At 69.5% G+C, this 20,340-nt stretch carries 18 protein-coding genes; 11 read left to right on the plus strand and 7 right to left on the minus strand.

Features of this window, described 5'->3' with window-relative positions; genetic code table 11:
* Positions 1-23 precede the first annotated feature (23 nt).
* Genes FS769_RS09290 through FS769_RS09300 form a run of 3 tightly spaced genes read left to right on the plus strand, consistent with a single transcriptional unit; the run spans position 24 to position 2,498 of the window.
* Positions 24-689, plus strand: a complete 666-nt coding sequence (locus FS769_RS09290) for an amino acid ABC transporter permease (protein WP_144832752.1) — start codon at positions 24-26, stop codon at positions 687-689.
* Positions 676-1,452 (plus strand): amino acid ABC transporter ATP-binding protein, encoded by a 777-nt coding sequence (locus tag FS769_RS09295; protein ID WP_144832754.1) that lies wholly within the window; start codon positions 676-678, stop codon positions 1,450-1,452. Before FS769_RS09290 ends, FS769_RS09295 begins: the two co-directional genes overlap by 14 nt.
* A gap of 2 nt (positions 1,453-1,454) precedes the next feature.
* Positions 1,455-2,498, plus strand: coding sequence for a nitronate monooxygenase family protein (locus tag FS769_RS09300; RefSeq protein ID WP_144832756.1), 1,044 nt, complete (start codon positions 1,455-1,457; stop codon positions 2,496-2,498).
* On the opposite strand, the gene FS769_RS09305 is transcribed toward FS769_RS09300, so the two are convergent.
* Together FS769_RS09305 and lysE are read right to left on the minus strand one after the other, a co-directional pair.
* The gene (locus FS769_RS09305) at positions 2,495-2,770 is read right to left on the minus strand and encodes an acylphosphatase (protein WP_144832758.1); all 276 of its coding nucleotides are present in this window, start codon (positions 2,768-2,770) and stop codon (positions 2,495-2,497) included. The genes FS769_RS09300 and FS769_RS09305 overlap by 4 nt on opposite strands.
* Positions 2,771-2,827: 57 nt before the next feature.
* Positions 2,828-3,541: an L-lysine exporter gene (gene lysE / locus FS769_RS09310; protein ID WP_144832760.1), complete on the minus strand. Its 714-nt coding sequence runs from the start codon at positions 3,539-3,541 to the stop codon at positions 2,828-2,830.
* A gap of 28 nt (positions 3,542-3,569) precedes the next feature.
* Here lysE and FS769_RS09315 point away from each other — a divergent pair, with 28 nt between their 5' ends.
* Positions 3,570-4,457, plus strand: coding sequence for a LysR family transcriptional regulator ArgP (locus FS769_RS09315; RefSeq protein WP_144832762.1), 888 nt, complete (start codon positions 3,570-3,572; stop codon positions 4,455-4,457).
* Between the two features lie 25 nt (positions 4,458-4,482).
* On the opposite strand, the gene FS769_RS09320 is transcribed toward FS769_RS09315, so the two are convergent.
* From FS769_RS09320 to FS769_RS09335, 4 genes are all read right to left on the minus strand, one after another.
* Complete coding sequence (locus tag FS769_RS09320) at positions 4,483-5,502, minus strand: NADP-dependent oxidoreductase (protein ID WP_144832764.1); 1,020 nt, start codon at positions 5,500-5,502, stop codon at positions 4,483-4,485.
* Positions 5,503-5,680: 178 nt separating this feature from the next.
* Positions 5,681-6,145 (minus strand): MarR family winged helix-turn-helix transcriptional regulator, encoded by a 465-nt coding sequence (locus FS769_RS09325; protein WP_396652416.1) that lies wholly within the window; start codon positions 6,143-6,145, stop codon positions 5,681-5,683.
* A gap of 1 nt (position 6,146) precedes the next feature.
* The gene (locus FS769_RS09330; protein ID WP_144832768.1) at positions 6,147-7,841 is read right to left on the minus strand and encodes an MDR family MFS transporter; all 1,695 of its coding nucleotides are present in this window, start codon (positions 7,839-7,841) and stop codon (positions 6,147-6,149) included.
* A 100-nt stretch (positions 7,842-7,941) separates the two neighbouring features.
* Complete coding sequence (locus tag FS769_RS09335; RefSeq protein ID WP_144832769.1) at positions 7,942-8,622, minus strand: YqaJ viral recombinase family protein; 681 nt, start codon at positions 8,620-8,622, stop codon at positions 7,942-7,944.
* A 102-nt stretch (positions 8,623-8,724) separates the two neighbouring features.
* On the opposite strand from FS769_RS09335, the gene FS769_RS09340 reads away from it, so the two are divergent.
* The 4 genes from FS769_RS09340 (at position 8,725) to FS769_RS09355 (ending at position 15,161) form a co-directional block, all read left to right on the plus strand.
* On the plus strand, positions 8,725-9,126 hold the full coding sequence (locus FS769_RS09340; RefSeq protein WP_144832771.1) for a hypothetical protein: 402 nt from the start codon (positions 8,725-8,727) through the stop codon (positions 9,124-9,126).
* A 251-nt stretch (positions 9,127-9,377) separates the two neighbouring features.
* Positions 9,378-9,893, plus strand: a complete 516-nt coding sequence (gene rplJ / locus FS769_RS09345) for a 50S ribosomal protein L10 (protein WP_094735742.1) — start codon at positions 9,378-9,380, stop codon at positions 9,891-9,893.
* Positions 9,894-9,932: 39 nt separating this feature from the next.
* Positions 9,933-10,319, plus strand: coding sequence for a 50S ribosomal protein L7/L12 (gene rplL / locus FS769_RS09350; protein ID WP_058232706.1), 387 nt, complete (start codon positions 9,933-9,935; stop codon positions 10,317-10,319).
* A gap of 216 nt (positions 10,320-10,535) precedes the next feature.
* Positions 10,536-15,161 (plus strand): ExeM/NucH family extracellular endonuclease, encoded by a 4,626-nt coding sequence (locus FS769_RS09355; RefSeq protein WP_144832773.1) that lies wholly within the window; start codon positions 10,536-10,538, stop codon positions 15,159-15,161.
* 80 nt (positions 15,162-15,241) lie between these two features.
* Here FS769_RS09355 and FS769_RS09360 read toward each other — a convergent pair whose 3' ends face one another.
* Positions 15,242-16,252 carry a LacI family DNA-binding transcriptional regulator gene (locus FS769_RS09360; RefSeq protein ID WP_144832775.1) on the minus strand — a complete coding sequence of 337 codons (1,011 nt, stop codon included), beginning with the start codon at positions 16,250-16,252 and terminating at the stop codon, positions 15,242-15,244.
* Positions 16,253-16,489: 237 nt separating this feature from the next.
* Here FS769_RS09360 and FS769_RS09365 point away from each other — a divergent pair, with 237 nt between their 5' ends.
* From FS769_RS09365 to FS769_RS09375, 3 genes are all read left to right on the plus strand, one after another.
* Positions 16,490-17,824: an ABC transporter substrate-binding protein gene (locus tag FS769_RS09365; protein ID WP_144832777.1), complete on the plus strand. Its 1,335-nt coding sequence runs from the start codon at positions 16,490-16,492 to the stop codon at positions 17,822-17,824.
* A 124-nt stretch (positions 17,825-17,948) separates the two neighbouring features.
* Complete coding sequence (locus FS769_RS09370) at positions 17,949-19,301, plus strand: carbohydrate ABC transporter permease (RefSeq protein WP_373459193.1); 1,353 nt, start codon at positions 17,949-17,951, stop codon at positions 19,299-19,301.
* Complete coding sequence (locus FS769_RS09375) at positions 19,298-20,275, plus strand: carbohydrate ABC transporter permease (RefSeq protein WP_144832779.1); 978 nt, start codon at positions 19,298-19,300, stop codon at positions 20,273-20,275. The genes FS769_RS09370 and FS769_RS09375 overlap by 4 nt, the downstream gene beginning before the upstream one ends.
* Positions 20,276-20,340: the final 65 nt, after the last annotated feature.

Genomic DNA, 20,340 nt, shown 5'->3' on the forward strand with positions numbered 1-20,340 from the left:
CGCCCGCGCGAGGAAGGAAGCCCATGAACGACGTCTGGTCGCTCCTGGTCGAATCGTTCTGGCCCATGCTGCTGGCCGGGTTCACCGGCACCATTCCGCTGTCGCTGGCCTCGTTCGCGATCGGTCTCGTGCTCGCCCTGCTGATGGCGCTCATGCGCCTCTCGCGCAACCTCGTGCTGTCGGGCATCGCCCGGTTCTACATCTCGGTCATCCGCGGGACGCCGTTGCTCGTGCAGCTGTTCGTGATCTTCTTCGGCCTGCCGTCGCTGGGGCTCACGATCGATCCGTTCCCGGCGGCGGTCATCGCCTTCTCGCTGAACGTCGGCGGCTACGCGGCCGAGATCATCCGCGCCGCGATCCTCTCCGTCCCCCGCGGGCAGTGGGAGGCCGCGCACACCGTCGGCCTGTCGCCGACCAAGACGCTGACCCGCATCATCCTCCCGCAGGCGGCCCGGGTGTCGGTGCCGCCGCTGTCGAACACCTTCATCTCGCTGGTGAAGGACAGTTCGCTCGCGTCGCTGATCCTCGTCACGGAGCTCTTCCGCCAGGCGCAGAACATCGCGGCGTTCTCGTACGAATTCATGGCCGTCTACCTCGAGGCGGCGTTGATCTACTGGCTGTTCTGCCTGGTGCTGTCGTTCGGGCAGAACGCCCTCGAGAAGAGGCTGGACCGCCATGTCGCTCACTGAACCGTCCGCCCCGCTGCTCGCAGCGACCGAGCTGCAGAAGAGTTTCGGAACGAACCGCGTGCTCGACGGCGTCGATCTCGAGGTGCGCCGCGGTGACGTGCTCGTGCTGATCGGTCCGTCGGGGTCGGGCAAGACGACGGTGCTGCGCTGCCTGAACGGACTCGAGACCCCGGATGCCGGCGTCGTGGCGTTCGATCAGGGTCCGGTGGTCGAGTTCGGTGGCAAGGTGTCGAAGGCCGACCGCACGGCGCTGCGCGACAAGTCGGCGATGGTCTTCCAGCACCACAACCTGTTCCCGCACCTGACGGTGCTGCAGAACGTCATCGAGGGGCCGACGCAGGCGCACGGCGTCGCGAAGGCCGAGGCCATCGCCCGCGCCGACACTCTGCTGACCCGCTTCGGCCTCGCCGAGAAGCGCGACGCGTATCCCTCCGAGCTTTCCGGCGGACAGCAGCAGCGCGTCGGCATCGTGCGCGCCCTCGCGCTGCAGCCGCAGCTGCTGCTCTTCGACGAGCCCACCAGTGCCCTCGACCCCGAACTCGTGGGCGAGGTGCTGACGGTACTCCGCGAACTCGCGGCCGAGGGCTGGACGATGGTCATCGTGACGCACGAGCTCGGTTTCGCCCGTGAAGTCGCCGACGAGGTGCTCTTCTTCGACGGGGGAGTGATCGTCGAGCGCGGCACTCCGTCCGAGATCCTGCGTCAGCCCAAGATGGAGCGCACCAAGCGCTTCCTCGACCGACTCCTGCGACCGATGGACTGATCATGTCGCGTCTGCGGGAGGTGCTCGGCGTCGAGGTGCCGATCGTACTCGGCCCGTTCGGCGGCCTGTCGTCGGTGGGGCTGACGGCCGCGGTCAGCGAGGCGGGCGGGCTCGGATCGTTCGGCCTCTACGGCTACGCGGCCGAGCGCATCCGCGACACCGTCCCTGCTCTGCGCGCGGCGACCGACAAGACGATCGCCGTCAACCTGTGGATGCCGCGGGGCGACGAGGTCACCCCCGACGACGTCGACCTGCAGCGCTACGTCGACGCCGCGGGCGACCTCTTCGCGCGCGCAGGCATCTCCCGCCCCGAGGCGCCGCGCGCCTTCATCCCGCCCGTGGCCGAGCAGCTCGAGGCCGTCTTCGACGCGCGCCCCGACGTGCTGAGCGTCGTGTTCGGCGTTCCGGATGCCGCGACCCTCGCGACCGCACGAGAGCTCGGCATCCGCGTGATCGGAACGGCCACGTCGGTGGACGAGGCCCGCGCGCTCGATGCCGCGGGTGTCGACGCGATCGTGGCGACCGGAATGGAGGCGGGTGGTCACCGGGTCTCGTTCCTGCGCGACGCCTCGGCTTCGCTCGTCGGCACGTTCGCCCTCGTGCCCCAGGTCGTCGACGCCGTGGGGGTGCCGGTGATCGCGGCGGGGGGCATCGCCGATCGTCGGGGTGTCGCCGCGGCCTTCGCCCTGGGGGCCGAGGGCGTGCAGGTCGGCACCGCGTTCCTGCGCACGAGGCAGTCGGCGGCGACGCGGGCGCATCGTGAGGCGATCGCCTCGGCATCCGACACCACCACCGTTCTGACGACGGCGATGAGCGGTCGGCTCGCGCGCGGAGTGCCCAACGACGCGGTGCGGGCGATCGAGGAGTCCGGCGAGATCGCGCCCTTCCCGGCGCAGAACTGGCTCACGGGAGTGTTCCGTCAGGCCGCCGCGGCGAGCGGCGACGCCGAGTTGCTGTCGCTGTGGCTGGGCCAGGCTGCGGGCCTCGCGCGTCTGGATGATGCCGCCGACGTTCTCGCCGAGCTGCGGGCGGGTCTTCCGCTCTAGGCGGTCGCGCGGATCTCGAACCCGTCGCCGGGATCGGTGGTGCCCTCGATCACATCGACGTCGTCGACGCGGGCCGTCGACGGACCCTCGTGCGCCCAGGCGATGAGGGCTTCGACGGCGTCGGGATCGCCCGCCACCTGCGCCTCGACCGAGCCGTCGCGGCGGTTGCGCACCCATCCGCGCAGCCCGAGCCGTTGCGCCTCGTCGTGCAGTGCGTAGCGGAACCCCACACCCTGCACGCGTCCGTTCACCGTGATCGTCGCCGTGCGCATGGGTCCATTCTCGTCGTCCCGTGGGCCGCGGATGCCCCGCGGCCGGCGAATCGCCGCTCAGTGCGGCAGGACGAGCGAGATCGCGATCGCGAACATCACCACGGCGATCACCGCGTCGAGGATGCGCCACGCGCGCGGGGTGTCGAGCCACCGCCCGAGCCAGCGGGCGCCGAAGCCGAGCGAGGTGAACCACAGCACGCTCGCCACACAGGCGCCCAGAGCGAAGGCCCATCGATCGTCGCCGTGGGTCGAGGCGACCGAGCCCAGCAGGAACACCGTGTCGAGGTACACGTGCGGGTTCAGCCACGTCAGGGCGAGGCACGTCGCGAGGGCGGCGGCCAGCGTGGTCCGGGCCGGGCGCGTGCGCACGGCGGTACCGCCGGCGTCTCCGGCGCGGGGGGAGGGGGCGGATGCCGCGCCCCCGTCGACCCGCAGGGTCTCGCCGCTCGGCCGTAGGGCGCGCCGCGCGGCCAGCACGCCGTACCCCACGAGGAACGCCGCCCCCGCCCAGCGCACGACAATGAGCAGCCACGGCACGGCCTGCAGCACGAGCCCGACGCCCGAGACGCCGAGCACGATGAGGATCGCATCGGACAGAGCGCACACCGCGACCACGGCGAGCAGGTGCTCGCGCCGGATGCCCTGGCGCAGCACGAAGAGGTTCTGGGCGCCGATGGCGACGATGAGCGACAGGCCGAGGCCGAGACCGGCGAAGACGGAGGGGAGCACGACGACGACGCTACGGTCGCCCAGAAGAAAAGAACAGCTCATTATTCTGATGAACCATTAGCATCGCTTCATGCCGGTCCCGCTCGATCTCGCTCGCACCCTCGCCGCCGTCGTCGACGAGGGCACCCTTGACGCCGCCGCCCGACGCCTGCACATCACCCCGTCGGCGGTGAGCCAGCGGCTGCGCGCGCTTGAGGACCAACTCGGACGCGTCGTGCTCGTGCGGTCCAAGCCCGTACGCACGACCGAGGCCGGCGACGCCGTGGTGCGCCTCGCCCGCCAGCTCGCCCTGCTCGAACACGACGCCCTGGCCGCCCTGGGCGCGGAGGAGGGCTCGGTGGCATCCGTCGCCCTCGCCGTCAACGCGGACTCGCTCGCGACGTGGTTCCTGCCCCCGCTGGCGCGCGTGGCGGCGCGCCGCGCGGTGGTGTTCGACCTGCACCGCGACGACCAGGACTTCACGGCCGGGCTTCTCGAGAGCGGCACGGTCATGGCCGCCGTCACCTCGCGCGAGACCCCGGTGGCCGGGTGCCGGGTGCGCTCACTCGGGGTGCTGCGCTACGAAGCGGTGGCGACCGTGGGGTTCGCCGAGCGGTGGTTCGCTCGGGGGGTCGACGCCGACGCGCTCGCGGTGGCGCCGATCGTCGACTTCGACCGACGAGACGACCTGCAGACGCAGTGGCTCCTGCGGCGCGGGGTCTCGCCGGCGGATCCTCCGCGGCACCGCGTGCCCGCCTCGCAGGACTTCGCCGCAGCGGTCGGGCTCGGGCTCGGGTGGGGGCTTCTCCCCGGATTCCAGTCCGCCGAGGGGCTCGCCCAGGGTCGCCTGGTGCGGCTCGGTGCCGATCCGGTCGACGTGCCACTGTTCTGGCAGCAGTGGAACCTCACCTCTCCCTTGCTCGACGAGGTGGCCGACGAGATCGTCGGCGAGGGGCGGCGGATGCTCGCAGCCGGGTGACCCCCGGCTCCGCGGCATCCGCCGGTCAGTCGTCGCTGACGCAGAGGACGATCTTGCCGCGCGTGTGCCCGCGCTCGAGTTCGACGTGCGCGTCGGCGGCATCGGCGAGGTCGAACACGTGCTCGACGTAGACCCGCACCGCACCCGAATCGAGCAGGCGGGCGATGGTCGCCAGGGCGCCGCCGTCGGGGATCGTCTTGTAGTCCGTCGAACGGATGCCGCGGGCCGCGGCCGCCTCGCGGAAGCCCGGCCATGCGCCGGTCGGCACCTCGATGAGCAGGCCCCCGGGGCGCAGCACCTCGAGGGAGCGCGTGCCGGTGTCGTCGGAGACGTCGCCGATGAGGTCGATGACCACGTCGACGTCGTGGACGACGTCTTCGAAGCGCGTCGCGGTGTAGTCGACGACCTCGGCGGCTCCGAGCTCGCGGAGCCATTCGAGGTTGCGCGTCGAGCCGGTCGCGATGACGTGCGCGCCGAAGTAGGCGGCGAACTGCACGGCGAAGTGCCCCACCCCGCCACTGCCGGCGTGGATGAGGATGCGCTGCCACTGGTGCGCGAGGGCCGTCTCGACGACGAGTCCCCAGGCGGTCAGCGCGGCCAGGGGGACGGCGGCGGCCTCGACGTGCGAGAGCGAGGCGGGCTTGCGGGCGAGCGAAAGCGTGGGAACGACGGCGTACTCGGCCGAGGTCCCGGGGGTGCGGGGGAAGGCGGCCATGCCGTACACCTCGGTGCCGACGGGGAACGGGTGCGCGTCGAAGGGGGTGCGCACCACCACGCCGCTCACGTCGAACCCCGGCACGGCCGGCCACGCGTCGATGGCAGCCGACATGCCGCGTCCCGCGCGGGTCTTCGCGTCGATCGGGTTGACGCCGGCGGCGATCACCCGCACGAGGACCTCGCTGAGCACCGGAGTGGGGACCGCGACGTCGGCGACCCGGAGCACCTCGGCGGAACCGGGGGCATCGAACACCACCGCTCGCATCGTCTCGGGCAGCGCGGGGGCGGGCTGGAGGGCGGCCTCGGGACGCGTCGATCGGAATCTCATCGGGCGCTCTCTCTCGTGACGTCGCTACGCAGCGACTTCGCTGCGGTCCGCCCAGTCAATCGCGCCATTGTCTCGCCGGTGTTACGCGTCGGTCACCGTGTCGCGAAGCCCGTCGAGGGCCGGGATCCACGGCATCCGGGATCGCCCGATGCCCTCCGCGGTCGGCCCCCGCTGCCGGTCAGTCGCGCGAGGGGACTTCGCCGACGGCGAGGGCGTGCAGCAGCGTCGAGAGGTGACGGATGTCGCCGATGGTCCAATCGGCGATGGCGTCGTAGAGGCGGCTCTCGTGCGGGGCGCGGGCATCGGCCAAGCGGGTGTGCCCGAGCTCGGTGACGGCGATCAGGCGCGAACGACGATCGTTCGGGTCGGGCGTGCGGGTGACGAGTCCGAGATCCTCGAGCTCGCTGATCCCGCGACTGAGGAATCCCTTGTCGGCGGCGAGGCGCTCGGCCAGGGCCGAGAGGGTGAGCGGTCCGAAGCGGCTGACGACCGAGAGGGCCTTGAACGTCGCCGGCAGCATCCCCGGGCTCACGCGTTCCGCCGCTTCGGAGACGAAGCGGCGGAACACGGTCATGAGCTCCGAGAACGACGATTCCAGGGCCTGTACGGCCTCGCGGCGCTCGTCGTCCGTTTCGCTCTTCACGTCAGACATCCTCTCCCATCCCGGCGTCACGACGTGCGCGGCGCGGGGAGGCGGCATCCTGAGTCGGGATCGTTCCCGTGGCCGAGAGCGTCGCCATCGCCTCGGGGACCGAGACCGTGGCGAGGTCGGCTTCGCTCGCGGCGACGCGCTCCGTCGTCGTCATGCGGGTGAGGGGACGGTTCGGCAGGAACACGATCGCGATGAGGCTCACGATCGCCACGGGCACCGCGATGAGGAACGAGTGGGCGATCGACTGGGCGTAGATGTCCTCGACGATCACGCGCACGCTCTCGGGCAGGGTCGACACCTGGGGGATGGCTCCCGACTGCAGCGTCTGGGCGACGGCGGCGCCCTTCTCGCCCAGGCCCATGATCGCGGCCTGCAGGTCGGCCGCGCGGTCGGTGAACAGGCTCGTCGCCATGCTCGCCAGGGCCGCACCCATGACCGAGACGCCGATCGTGCCGCCGAGGCTGCGGAAGAACGTGACTCCCGAGCTGGCCGCACCCATCTGGCTGGGGTTGGCGGTGTTCTGCACGACGAGCACGAGGTTCTGCATCGTCATGCCGACACCGGCACCGAGCAGGGCCATGTACAGCGACACGAGCGCGAAGTTGGTGTCGTAGTGGATCGTCGACAGCAGGAACGTCCCCGCGATCAGCAGCACGCCGCCGGTGATGAGGAACGGCTTCCAGTGACCGAAGCGCGAGATGAGCGCACCGACGACGATCGACGAGACCAGCAGGCCGCCGATCATCGGGATGGTCATGACGCCGGCCTCGGTGGGCGTGGCGCCACGGGCCATCTGCATGTACTGGCTGAGGAACACCGAGGTGCCGAACATCGCCAGGCCGGTCGCGATCGAGGCGATCGTGGCGAGGGTGAAGGTGGCGTCGCGGAACAGCGTCAGCGGCACGAGGGGCTCCGACGAGCGCAGCTCGACGACGACGAACAGGATCGCCGCGAGCACCGCGCCGCCGACCATCAGGAAAGTCTCGGTGCTGGCCCACTCGAAGGTGCTGCCGGCGTTGGTCACCCAGACGAGCAGCAGCGAGACGGCGGCCGAGAGCAGCACGATGCCGAGGTAGTCGATCTTGACCTTGCGCGTCGGGCGGGCGGGGAGGTGCAGCGTGCGCTGCTGGATCAGCAGGGCGGCGACGGCGAAGGGGAGGGCGACGAAGAAGTTCCAGCGCCATCCGAAGGCGTCGGTGATGACACCGCCGAGCAGGGGGCCGCCGACGGTGGCGACGGCCATCACGGCGCCGAAGAGGCCCATGTACCGGCCGCGCTCGCGCGGGCTGATGATGTCGGCCATGATCACCTGGCTGAGGGCGGCGAGACCGCCGGCACCGAGGCCCTGCACCGCGCGGAAGCCGATCAGCATGTCGGTGTTCTGCGAGAACCCGGCGGCCGCGGTGGCGAGCACGAAGATCGCGATCGCGATCTGTATGAGCACCTTGCGGTTGAACAGGTCGGCGAGCTTGCCCCAGATCGGGGTCGAGATCGCGGTGGTGAGCAGGGTCGCGGTGATGACCCAGGTGTAGGCGTTCTGGTCGCCCGACAGGTCGTGGACGATGACCGGCAGCGACGTCGAGACGACGGTCGAGGCGAGCATCGACACGAACGTGCCGAGCAGCAGGCCGATGAGGGCCGGGAGGACGCGCCGCTGTGCGGGCGCCTCGGGGAAAGAGGTTGTCATGCGGGAGCTCCACGAAAGGGGGGACGGATGCCGCGACGACGATGGCGCGATTAGTTGACTGATGTCAACGATACGCCTATTGCTTGACTTCCGTCAACTATTAATCGAGGAGCGCGAGAGCGCGGTACCTCTCCGTGGGCTCGGGGCGGACCGGCTCGGGACGCGGCTGACGCGCCTCCATCGTGCGGCGGTAGAGCTCGTCGATGAGGGAGGTGGCGAGACCCACCAGTTTGGAGATCTCGCGCTCGTCGCGGTCGATCCACTGGCACCGCGGTTCGTCGTGCAGGGGGACGAAGCCGTCATGCTGCTCCCAGGCGACGAGGGTGCGCTCGGCGCCGAGCACGTGCTGCTGCCACCAGATCTGACGCATGTAGGTCTTGGGGATCGAGCGCCACGCCTTGTTGGTCGTCTTGATCTCGGCGAGCACGATGCGGCCCTCGCCGTCGACGACCACGCCGTCGGGGGTGGCGAGGTGACGCTTCTCGACGACCGCGTGGTAGAGCGCGGAGGAGGGGCGGATGCCGTGGGTCGCCGCCACCCACGCGGCGATCTCGGGCTCGCGACGACGACCGTGCGCCGTGAAGGCGTTGCCCGAGAAGTTCGAGCCCATGAGCTTGGCATCCGCCGCTCGCGCGATGGCGTTGTGGCTCGTCAGCGTCGCGACGTCGGTCGCGGTGATGCCCCGGCTGCGCGCGCGGATCCAGGCGACGCGATCACGCGAGTCCGCGACGATCCGGGCGTCGAGGTCGGCGCTGCGCGATGCGACGAGCTCGGGGGACATGCGTTCGACCCTAACCCCGCTCGCCCGTGGAGCGCATGCGAGGCGCGGCGCGTCGGCATCCGGGGTCTTGTGCCGCAGGTAAGGGTGCCCTAAGTTGTCTGCATGCCCGCCGAAGATCACGCCGCGAAGCGCCCCGACGGCGGGCGCTGGTGCGACATCGAGGGCGCCGTGCTGCTCGGGGGAGACGCGCAGAACGTCGCCGAGATGCGTCGGATCGCGGCCGCGCTCTCGCCCGCCGTGCACCTGACCGTCGTCGTCGAGGTGTGCGGCGCCGCCGAGGTCGGCGTCGTCGACGCGGGGGACGGGCGTGTCAGCTGGCTCGACCGCACGATCGACGGCGAACTGCGTCCGCGCGGCGAGCGGCTCGCGCAGGCGATCCACGCGTGGTGCGCGGAGTGGGCGTGCGGCGACGCGCCGATGTGCACCGTGTGGCTCGGTGCGCGCACTCCGTCGCGCATCGTGCGCATGACCCGCGCTCTGCTGCCCGAACCCCGCGTCTCCTGACGCGGGCGGATTGGCGCAGGCCCGGGGGATCGGGTACAGTGGGGGCAAGCCAAAGACCGTCGGTTATCGGAGTGCTCGCATTCCGATCGAAGCGTCTGCTGAAAAGCAGGGGACCAACGCAGGTGTACGAACTCTCCTTCGGGAATCGAGCTCCGTGCCTTGCGCCGGAGCTCTTCTTTTTTGTCCGGACCCCGGTGTCTTCGGCCGGCGCCCCGCCATCGCGGAGCGCCTCGTTCACACAAGGAGTGGCCATGGCGCAGAAGGATGCATCGGTCGCCGAGCTCACGAAGAACTTCGAGAGCTCGACCGCCGTTCTGCTGACCGAGTACCGCGGTCTGACGGTTGCCCAGCTCAAGCAGCTGCGCAACGACATCCGTCAGGACGCGGATTACGCCGTGGTGAAGAACACGCTGACCAAGATCGCCGCGGCTAACGCGGGGGTCACGGGACTGGACGACGAGCTCAAGGGCCCGTCTGCCATCGCGTTCGTGCACGGTGACCCTGTCGCCGTCGCGAAGAGCCTGCGTGCCTTCGCCAAGGCTAACCCTCAGCTCGTGGTGAAGGGCGGCTACTTCGATGGCGCCGCTCTGACCGCGGATGAGGTCAACAAGCTCGCCGATCTCGAAAGCCGTGAAGTCCTGCTGGCGAAGCTCGCCGGCGCGATGAAGGCGACGATGACCAAGGCGGCATACGTCTTCCAGGCGCTTCCGTCGAAGGCCGTTCGCACGGTCGACGCGCTGCGCGAGAAGCAGGACACCGCGGCCTGACCCGGCCCCGGATGATTAACCCGATCAAGGAGATACAACATGGCTAAGCTCAGCACCGAAGAGCTGCTCGACGCGTTCAAGGAGCTCACCCTCATCGAGCTCTCCGAGTTCGTCAAGGCGTTCGAGGAGACCTTCGACGTCACCGCTGCCGCCCCCGTGGCCGTTGCCGGCCCCGCCGCCGGTGGCGCTGCCCCCGCCGAAGAGGTCGAGGAGAAGGACTCGTTCGACGTCGTCCTCGAGGCCGCCGGTGACAAGAAGATCCAGGTCATCAAGGTCGTCCGCGAGCTCACCTCGCTCGGCCTCGGCGAGGCCAAGGCCGTCGTCGATGGTGCTCCCAAGGCCGTGCTCGAGGGCGCGAACAAGGAGACCGCCGACAAGGCCAAGGAGGCCCTCGAGGCCGCCGGCGCCACGGTGACCCTGAAGTAATAACGCTTCACGGTCGCGGTAACGCGATGCACACGAAGCCCCGGATGCCACGGCATCCGGGGCTTCGTCGTTCCCGGTCGGAGCCTCGGACGGAGTTCACGCAAACGAAACCTGTGAGTCTGGGAAAAGGGTATGCGGATCGTTTACGGTCGTTGAGAACCCCCGTCGATCCCCCCACGCGACGTCGTTCCCACGTTCGTCGTTATCTGGAGACCCATGCTTTCCGATGTGTCGCGCGTGCCCGCACGCCGTTTCACGACCGTCCTGAGCGCCGCCCTCGGCGCGGCTCTGCTCGGTTCCGCCCTCGTCCCGCTCCCCGCCTTCGCGGCCGACGGCCCCCGGGTGGTGATCAACGAGGCCTACCTGAAGGGCGGGAGCGCGAACGCTCCGTTCTCGCAGAAGTTCGTCGAGCTCTACAACGCCGGTGACACCGCGCAAGACCTGAGCGGGTGGTCGCTGCAGTACCGCTCGGCCTCCAGCGAGAGCGCCCCGACCGGTGCGAACACGCAGAGCCTGACCGGCTCGATCGCCGCTGGCGGCTACTACCTCATCGCCCTCCCCGGCAACGGCGCCACTGGCGCGGCCCTGCCCGCCGCCGACCTCACGAGCACGGGCCTGAACCCCTCGGGGACGAACGGCCAGCTGTTCCTCGCCGATGTGGCGGAGTCACTCGCCCTTCCCGCCGGCTCGGTCGACGACGACCGCGTGGTCGACTTCGTCGGCTACGGCTCGGCGGTCGGCTTCGAGACGGCGGCGGCGACGGTCGACGGGGGCAACTCCGTGCCCAACTCGCTCGTGCGTTCGGGTTTCGTCGACACCGACGACAACTCCGCCGACTTCACCAACGCCACGACGGTCACGCCCCAGGGTTCCGCCGGCGGAACCCCCGCCCCCGAACCCGAGCCTGACCCCGAGCCGACCGAAGAGCCCTCGGCTCCGGCTCCCGACGTCGTCACGCCCATCCGCGAGATCCAGGGCACGGGCGCCACGACCCCACTCGACGGCACGACCGTCACGACCCGCGGCATCGTCACCGCCGCATACCCCACGGGCGGGTACAACGGTTTCTTCCTGCAGACCCCGGGGACCGGCGGAGCGGTCGACGCCGCGACCCACACGGCATCCGACGCGATCTTCGTCTACGGCTCGGCCGCGACGGCGCTCGTCGCGCAGGGCGACTACGTCGAGGTGACCGGGACGGCGGGCGAGTTCTCCGGCCAGACCCAGATCACCGCGGATGCCGCTGCGGTCAGCATCCTGACCGAGGACGCCGACGCCGTGTCGCCGGCCGAGATCGGCTGGCCCCAGACCGACGAGGAGCGCGAGCGCTTCGAGGGGATGCTGCTGGCGCCTCAGGGCGACTTCACCGTCACCAACTCGTACAGCACCAACCAGTACGCCGAGGTCGGTCTCGCCGCCGGGACCACGCCGCTGCGCACCCCCACCGACGTCGCTCGTCCCGCGACCCCCGAGTACGTGGCGGCGGTCGCTGACAACAACGCTCGGGCCGTGGTGCTCGACGACGGGGCGTCGATCAACTTCCTGAACGATGCGAACAAGGGCATTCCGCTGCCCTACGTCTCGCTCACCGACCCGGTGCGCGTGGGTGCTCCGGTGACGTTCACGCAGCCGGTCATCCTCGATTACCGCAACAACGCGTGGAAGTTCCAGCCGACCCAGCAGCTCACGGTCGACAACGCCTCGACGGTGCAGCCCGCGACCTTCGCGAACACCCGCACCTCGGCTCCCGAGCCGGTCGGCGGCAGCGTGAAGATCTCGAGCTTCAACGTGCTGAACTACTTCACCACCACCGCCGAGAGCGTCGGGTGCACCTCGACCTACGACGACCGCGACGGCAACCCCGTCACGGCCGACACGTGCCCCGCCCCCGGTCCTCGCGGTGCCGCGAACGCCGAGAACCTCGAGCGTCAGCAGGCGAAGATCGTCGCTGCGATCAACGGTCTGGGCGCCGACGTCGTCTCGCTCGAGGAGATCGAGAACTCGGCCCAGTTCGGCAAGGACCGCGACGACGCACTGTCGACGCTGGTCGACGCCCTCAACGACGCCCTCGGAGCCGAGGAGTGGGCCTTCGTGCCCTCGCCCGCCGCCGTGCCTGCGTCGGAGGACGTCATCCGCACGGCCTTCATCTACAAGAAGGCCGTCGTGACCACGGTGGGCGACAGCGTCATCCTCGACGACCCGGCGTTCGCCAACGCCCGCCAGCCGCTCGCCCAGGCCTTCGCGCCGGTCGACGACGAGGGCGCGAAGATGCTCGCGATCGTCAACCACTTCAAGTCGAAGGGCGACAGCCGACCCGCCGCCACCGGCGACAACGCCAACGGCGTGCAGGGCGCGTTCAACGGCGACCGCGTGCGTCAGGCCGAAGCGCTCGGCGCCTTCGCGCAGGAGCGCTCCGCGCAGGTCGGCACCGACGAGGTGTTCCTGCTCGGAGACTTCAACTCCTACACGCAGGAGGACCCGATCGAGACGCTGCGCTCGTTCGGCTACGAGCCGCTGGAGGCGGGCACGGGCAAGTACTCGTACTCGTTCAGCGGGCAGTCCGGGTCGCTCGACCACGTGCTCGCGTCGCCCTCGGCGCGCGACCTCGTGACCGGCGTCGACGTGTGGAACATCAACGCCGTCGAGGCCCTCGCCCTGGAGTACAGCCGCTACAACTACAACGCGCTGAACTTCTACGACGCCTCGCCCTACCGCTCCAGCGACCACGACCCCGTCGTCGTGGGGGTCGACCTGTCGTCGACCACCGAGCTCAACCTGCTCAACATCAACGACTTCCACGGGCGCATCGACGCCAACACCGTGAAGTTCGCGGGCACGATCGAGCAGCTGCGCGCGGAGGGCGGCGACGACAAGACGCTGTTCCTCTCCAACGGTGACAACATCGGCGCCTCGCTGTTCGCGTCGTCGAACGCCGGTGACAAGCCGACGATCGACGTGCTGAACGCGCTCGATCTCGCGGCATCCGGAGTCGGAAACCACGAGTTCGACAAGGGCGCCGACGACCTGCTCGGGCGCGTCTCCGACCTCGCCGACTTCGAGTACCTCGGCGCGAACGTCTACCGCGACGGTCAGCCGATGCTCCCCGGCTACGAGATCCTCGAGGTCGACGGTCTGCGCGTCGGCGTGATCGGCGCCGTCACCGAGGAGACGGCGTCGCTCGTCACCCCGAGCGGCATCGAAGGCGTCGAGTTCCGCGAACCGGTGGCCGAGGTCAACCGCGTGGTCGGCGAGATCCGCGACCAGGTCGACGTCATCGTCGCCGAGTACCACGAGGGTGCCAGCGCGAGCGCGTCGGCGGGCGAGACCCTCGAGAAGGCCGTCGCCGAGGGCGGCGCCTTCGCGCGGATCGTGACGGAGACGGATGCCGATGTGGATGCGATCTTCACCGGTCACACCCACGAGGAGTACGTGTGGGAGGCACCGATCCCCGGTGGTGAGGGCACGCGTCCGATCCTCCAGACCGGCAGCTACGGCGCGAACATCGGCCAGGTGGTCCTGGACGTCGACCGCGAGAGCGGCGAGGTCGTCGGTCACACCGCCCGCAACGTCCCCCGTCTGGCGGCCGAGGCCGTCGAGGACGACCCCGAGAAGACCGCCGAGAACAGCGCGGCGCTGGACGCCGAGCTGATCGCGACCTACCCGCGGGTCGCCGAGGTCGACGCCATCGTCGACGCCGCCCTGGCCGAGGCCGACCGCGTCGGTTCGCAGCCGGTCGGTTCGGTGACGGCCGACATCACCACCGCGTTCACCGGCGGCGCCTACGTCGACGGCGTCTACACCGGTGGCACGCGCGACGACCGCTCGAGCGCCTCGGCGTTGGGCGGCCTGGTCGCCGATGCGCTGCGCACGACGCTGGCCGACCCCGACCGCGGCGGCGCCGACATCGCCCTGGTGAACCCGGGTGGGCTGCGCGCCGAGCTGCTGCGGGGCGACGACGGAGTGATCACGTTCGCCGAGGCCAACGCGGTCCTGCCGTTCGTGAACAACCTCGGCACGACGACGCTGACCGGCGACCAGTTGCGCCGCCTGCTCGAGCAGCAGTGGGGCGACGAGGCCGGCCGCGCCGCGACGCTCGCGCTCGGGGTGTCCGAGAACGTCCGCTACACCTACGATGCGTCGCTCCCCGCGGGCGAGCGCATCACGGGCATCTGGATCGACGGGGCAGCCGTCACTCCCGAGGCCGAGTACCGGGTGGGCACGTTCAGCTTCCTGCTGCAGGGCGGTGACGCCTTCTCGGTCTTCACCGAGGGTGCCGACACGCGCGACTCGGGTCTCATCGACCGCGATGGCTGGATCGCCTACCTGCAGGCCAACCCGGGGCTCACGCCCGACTTCGCCGCTCGCGCGGTGCAGGTGACGGGGGCTCCGGCCGAGGTGCAGCGCGGGGGCCAGATCAGCTTCGGCGTCTCGAAGCTCGACCTGACCTCGCTGGGCAGCCCCCTCACCACCGAGCTCACGGTGACCGTCGGCTCCGCGGCCCCGGTCACGGTGCCCGTGGTCGACGGCGCGGCTCAGGTGTCGGTGACCGTGCCGGCCGACGCCGGTGAGTCCCTCGAGGTGGTCCTCACCACCGCGACGGGCACGACGGCGACGGTGCCCGTGCGGGTGACGGACGCCGCGGTCGACCCGGGCACTCCGGTACAGCCCGGCACACCCGGCGAGCCGGGGCAGCCCGCCGGTCCGGGAACCCCGGGACAGCCCGGCGCGCTGCCACTCACCGGTACCGACACCGCCTGGATGGGTGCCGGCGTGCTCGCCGCGCTCGCTCTGCTGGGTCTCGGCCTCGTCGTCCGCCGACGCGCGACGCGCAACGCCGACTGACCTCGAGTCGCACGAAGACCCCGGATGCCGCGGCATCCGGGGTCTTCGTCGTTCCCGGCCGGTCGCGCGGCCGGGGTGGCTCAGGCCGGTCGCGGGGGAGCGGTGGAGGCGCGCACCACGAGACGGGTCTCGGCGGGCGTGCGCCACGGCGGCTGGCTGGTGCCCTCGATCATCGACAGCAGCAGGCGGGTGGCCTCGACGCCCTGGGCCTCGGGGAACTGCTCAACGGTGGTCAGCGAGAACATCTCGGCGTAGTCGTGACCGTCGATGCCGACCACGCTCAATTCGGTCGGTACCGAGATGCCCATCCTGCGCGCGGCGATGATGACGCCGATCGCGACCTCGTCGCACGCGGCGACCACCCCGGTGGGACGCGTCGCCGTGTCGGCGAGGAACGACACCGCCGCCGCGTACGCGTCGGTGATGGTGAGCGTCGCCGGCACGCTGCGGATGCGCACGGCCAGGCCGTGATCATTCATGGTGTTGCGGTAGCCGATCGAGCGTTCGTCGACGTCTTTCGCGGGTGCGTCGGTCGAGGGGGTGCTGCCGACGAAGGCGATGTCGGTGTGGCCGAGCGCGATCAGGTGCTCGGTGATGTTGCGCGTGATCGCGACGTTGTCGAGGCCGAGGGTGGGGACGCCCGTCAGCGGGTTGCCGATGCTGACGACGGGTTTGCCGATGTTGGCGAGCCGCTCGAGATCGGCGTCGTCGGGCTCGAGGGCCGCGGCGATGATGCCGTCGAAGCGCTTTCTCGCGAGATAGGTCGAGTACAGCGTCTCGCGGTCGTCCGACCCGGGCTCCGCGACGTACAGGGTCACGTCGTATCCGAGGGGGATGAGGGTGCGTTCGACGCCCTCGACGATGGATCCGAAGTACCAGCGGTTGACCTTCGGCACGATCAGGGCGATGGTGCGCGTGCGTCCGGTGGCTAGGCTCACCGCGCTCGTCGAGGGCACGTAGCCGAGGGATTCCGCGGCGTCCGCGACGCGTCGGCGCGTGCTGTCGGAGACGTAGCCGCCGCCCGTGAGAGCACGGCTCGCGGTCGATTTCGACACCCCGGCGAGGCGTGCCACATCGGCGATTCCGCTCATGCGTGATCTTTCTTCCCGTGGTCGACGTCCGTGTCGACGTCGAAGTAGCGTATCCGAGATCGACCCGAACTGGAACCGGTTTCGCGTCGGATCCAGGCCGAGATCCCGCGTGATTCCGGGAGTTATCGGTTCGTGATGTGGGACCGGTTGCAACTCTTCGGGATTGCATCTACGGTTGCCTGGAATCGGTTCCTGACAGGTTCCGATGCACCACTGAACTCAAAGAGGAGAGATCACATGGGTATGTCACAGCGGTATCGCCTGCTGGCTCCCGTCGGGCTGCTGGCGGTCGGAGCGATCGCCCTCGCAGGCTGCGCCGAAGGTGACAGCAGCGGCGGCACCGGCAGCGGCTCGGGAGGCGACACGACCGTCCGCATCTCCGGCGGCATCACCGGTACCGAGGCCGACGCGCTGAACCAGAGCTTCGAGCAGTTCACCAAGGACACCGGCATCAAGGTCGTCTACACCGGCGACAAGAGCTTCGAGGGCAACATCGTCACGAAGGTGTCCGGTGGCGACGCCCCCGACATCGCGATCGTCCCGCAGCCCGGTCTGCTCAAGACCCTCATCGGCACCGGAGACGTCCAGAAGGCGTCCGACACCGTGTCGAAGAACGTCGACGAGTACTGGGGCGAGGACTGGAAGTCCTACGGCACCCAGGACGGCGAGTTCTACGCCGCCCCGATGCTCGCCAACCTCAAGGGCTACGTCTGGTACTCGCCGGCGAAGTTCAAGGAGTGGGGCGTCGAGGTTCCCAAGACGTTCGACGAGCTCATGACCCTGACGCAGACCATTCAGCAGAAGACCGGCGCCGCCCCGTGGTGCGCCGGCTTCGCCTCCGACGCCGCGTCGGGCTGGCCGGGCACCGACTGGATCGAGGACATGGTCCTGCGCCAGTCCGGCCCCGACGTCTACGACCAGTGGGTCGCCAACGAGGTCAAGTTCACCGACCCCCAGATCAAGGAAGCCTTCGACGCGGTCGGCAACATCCTGCTCAACCCGTCGTACGTCAACGCCGGTTTCGGTGACGTCAAGAGCATCAACTCGACGGCGTTCGCCGACGTGGCCGCGAAGGTCGCCGACGGCAGCTGCCCGATGACGCACCAGGCGTCGTTCCTCTCGGCCAACTTCCTCACGGTGAAGACCGCGGCCGGCGCGACCCCGACGATCGCCCCCGACGGCGACGTCTACGCGTTCCTGCTCCCGGGCGTCAAGGAGGGCGAGCTGGCCGTCGAGGGTGGCGGCGAGTTCGTCGCGACGTTCTCCGACAACGAGGCCGTCCAGAAGGTCGCCGAGTTCATGTCGACCCCCGACTTCGCCAACGCTCGCGTGAAGCTCGGCGGCGTCATCTCCGCGAACAAGGGCGCCGACCCGTCGCTCGCCTCCAGCGAGTTCCTCACCGAGGCGATGAAGACGCTGCAGGACCCGAACACCACGCTCCGCTTCGACGCGTCCGACCTCATGCCGGCCACCGTCGGCTCGGGCTCGTTCTGGAAGGGCATGGTCAGCTGGATCGACGGCACGCCCACCGACCAGGTGCTGAGCGACATCCAGGCCGGTTACGACAACTGACCCTGGAAGATCAACCGGTGGGCCGTCCGCGACGCGGGCGGCCCACCGGGTCCATACTTCTCATCCGCCCTGTTGCTAACGGGCACTCATCGATGAGCACGAAGGCGTGTTCGGGAGGGACGTCATGACCGACATCAAGAACGCGGAGACGACGCCGGCGGCGTCGCCACCGCCGCGTGGCAGAGAGGCCCGTGCATCGCGCGGCACCGCCGCCACGAGACGGACCACGACGATCGTGGTCCTCGTGGGCCTCATCCTCGCGGTGGCGCTCTTCCTGTTCATGGTGACGCGCGCTCCCGCCGACACCAAGCCGACCACCCTCGGCTTCTCCCTCAACAGCTTCTTCATCTGGCTGGGCGGCCTGAGCCCCCTCGTGCAGATCCCGCTCGTCATCGTCGTGTTCGGCGTGGTGGTCGCCCTCCTGCTGCTGCTCATCGAGTACGCGCCGCGCGCGGGCAAGGGATACTTCTGGCTCCGCCTCATCGCGTGCTTCGCGATCCCGGTGCTGGCCTTCATGCTGCTGCGGCCCTACCAGAACGCCGTCGTCTACGTGCTCGGCATCGCTGTCATCCTGGGCGCGATCCTCTTCTACGCCGACTACCGCTCACGCCAGGGCGCCGGCTACCTGTTCCAGCTCATCCTCTTCGCCGCACCCGCGGCGATCCTCCTGCTGATCGGCCTGGTCTACCCGGCCATCACCACGTTCTTCCAGTCGTTCTTCGACAAGACGGGCGACAACTTCGTCGGCTTCGAGAACTACATCTGGACCTTCACGAACCCCGAGGGCTTCTGGTCGGTCATCAACACCCTCATCTGGGTGCTGCTGGCCCCGACCATCGCCACCGCGATCGGTCTCGCGTACGCCGTCTTCATCGACCGGGCCGCGGGCGAGAAATACCTCAAGGTCCTCATCTTCATGCCGTTCGCGATCTCGTTCGTCGGCGCCGGAATCATCTGGAAGTTCGTCTACGACTTCCGCCAAGGCGACCAGCTCGGCGTCTTGAACGCGATCGTCACGGCCTTCGGCGGTCAGCCGATCTCGTGGCTGTCGGCGGCGCCGCTGGTGAACACCCTTCTGCTGGTCGTGGTCTTCATCTGGAGCCAGACGGGTCTGGCCATGGTGATCCTGTCCGCGGCCATCAAGGCCGTTCCGCCGGAGCAGAACGAGGCCGCCGAGCTCGACGGCGCGAGCGCCTGGGAGCGCTTCATCAACGTCACCGTCCCCGGCATCCGCTCGTCGCTCATCGTCGTGCTGACCACCATCGCGATCGGTGCGCTGAAGATCTACGACATCGTCGCCGTCATGACCGGTGGACGTAACGACTCGACCGTCCTCGCCTTCGAGATGGTCAACCAGCAGCAGCGATTCCAGAGCTACGGGCACTCCGCTGCGCTGGCCGTGGTGCTGTTCATCTTCGTGCTGCCGCTGATCATCTTCAACGTGCGCCAGATCCGGAAGCAGAGGGAAGTGCGATGACCACCTCCACCGTGGTGATCGAGCCCACCACCGACAACCGCTCGGCCCGCCAGGTCGCCCGCGACACGCGCAAGCACGAGGCGATGGCGCGCAAGCGCCTCACCTCGAAGGGCGCGACGATCGCGGCGATCGTGATCGCCTTCTTCTGGACGATCCCGACGTTCGGCCTGTTCATCACGTCGTTCCGTCCGGGTTCCGACACGCAGTCCACCGGTTGGTGGACCGTGTTCGTCGACCCGGCGTTCACGCTGGACAACTATCGGCTCGCGCTGACCTCGGGCGGAACCGCCCTGACGCTGGCGCAGTCGTTCCTGAACTCGCTGGCGATCACGATCCCGGTCGTGCTCTTCGCCCTCGCGGTCGCCTCGCTCATCGCGTACGCCTTCGCCTGGATCGACTTCAAGGGCCGCAACTTCTTCTTCATCTTCATCTTCGCGCTGCAGATCGTGCCGCTGCAGATGGCCCTCGTGCCGCTGCTGAGCCTGTTCTCGCGCGGGCTGACGATCAACGAGGTCACGATCTTCCCGGGCTTCGACCTGCGCGGGGTGGAGCACAGCTTCGCCACCGTGTGGATCGCGCACGTGATCTTCGCGATGCCGCTGGCGATCTTCCTGCTGCACAACTTCATCGCCGAGATCCCGGCCGAGGTCATCGAGGCCGCGCGCGTCGACGGGGCCGGTCACGGGCAGATCTTCTTCCGCCTGATCCTCCCGCTCGCGGCCCCCGCGCTCGCGTCGTTCGCAGTGCTGGAGTTCATCTGGGTGTGGAACGACCTGCTGGTGGCGACGATCTTCGCGCCATCGTCGTCTCTGCCGTTGACGCAATCGCTCAACTCGCTGTCGGGCACCTGGGGCGACCAGTGGTTCCTGCAGTCCGCGGGCACGTTCATCTCGATCCTCGTGCCGCTGATCGTGTTCTTCCTGCTGCAGCGCTTCTTCGTGCGCGGCCTGCTGGCCGGAGCGACGAAGGGCTGAGCCCGTCACGACCGAAGGGGCGCGGCATCCGCACGGGTGTCGCGCCCCTTCGTCGTTCCCGGCGG

Origin of the sequence: Microbacterium sp. BH-3-3-3 (assembly GCF_007679045.1) — a bacterium.
GTDB classification, from domain to species: Bacteria; Actinomycetota; Actinomycetes; order Actinomycetales; family Microbacteriaceae; genus Microbacterium; species Microbacterium algihabitans.

Coding starts and splice junctions, on each gene's coding strand:
- FS769_RS09290 (WP_144832752.1), top strand. CDS start 24: ATGAACGACGTCTGGTCGCTCCTGGTCGAATCGTTCTGGCCCATGCTG.
- FS769_RS09370 (WP_373459193.1), top strand. CDS start 17,949: ATGACCGACATCAAGAACGCGGAGACGACGCCGGCGGCGTCGCCACCG.
- FS769_RS09355 (WP_144832773.1), top strand. CDS start 10,536: ATGCTTTCCGATGTGTCGCGCGTGCCCGCACGCCGTTTCACGACCGTC.
- FS769_RS09335 (WP_144832769.1), bottom strand. CDS start 8,622: ATGTCCCCCGAGCTCGTCGCATCGCGCAGCGCCGACCTCGACGCCCGG.
- FS769_RS09320 (WP_144832764.1), bottom strand. CDS start 5,502: ATGAGATTCCGATCGACGCGTCCCGAGGCCGCCCTCCAGCCCGCCCCC.
- FS769_RS09305 (WP_144832758.1), bottom strand. CDS start 2,770: ATGCGCACGGCGACGATCACGGTGAACGGACGCGTGCAGGGTGTGGGG.
- FS769_RS09295 (WP_144832754.1), top strand. CDS start 676: ATGTCGCTCACTGAACCGTCCGCCCCGCTGCTCGCAGCGACCGAGCTG.
- rplJ (WP_094735742.1), top strand. CDS start 9,378: ATGGCGCAGAAGGATGCATCGGTCGCCGAGCTCACGAAGAACTTCGAG.
- FS769_RS09375 (WP_144832779.1), top strand. CDS start 19,298: ATGACCACCTCCACCGTGGTGATCGAGCCCACCACCGACAACCGCTCG.
- lysE (WP_144832760.1), bottom strand. CDS start 3,541: ATGAGCTGTTCTTTTCTTCTGGGCGACCGTAGCGTCGTCGTCGTGCTC.
- FS769_RS09365 (WP_144832777.1), top strand. CDS start 16,490: ATGGGTATGTCACAGCGGTATCGCCTGCTGGCTCCCGTCGGGCTGCTG.
- rplL (WP_058232706.1), top strand. CDS start 9,933: ATGGCTAAGCTCAGCACCGAAGAGCTGCTCGACGCGTTCAAGGAGCTC.
- FS769_RS09360 (WP_144832775.1), bottom strand. CDS start 16,252: ATGAGCGGAATCGCCGATGTGGCACGCCTCGCCGGGGTGTCGAAATCG.
- FS769_RS09315 (WP_144832762.1), top strand. CDS start 3,570: ATGCCGGTCCCGCTCGATCTCGCTCGCACCCTCGCCGCCGTCGTCGAC.
- FS769_RS09340 (WP_144832771.1), top strand. CDS start 8,725: ATGCCCGCCGAAGATCACGCCGCGAAGCGCCCCGACGGCGGGCGCTGG.
- FS769_RS09330 (WP_144832768.1), bottom strand. CDS start 7,841: ATGACAACCTCTTTCCCCGAGGCGCCCGCACAGCGGCGCGTCCTCCCG.
- FS769_RS09300 (WP_144832756.1), top strand. CDS start 1,455: ATGTCGCGTCTGCGGGAGGTGCTCGGCGTCGAGGTGCCGATCGTACTC.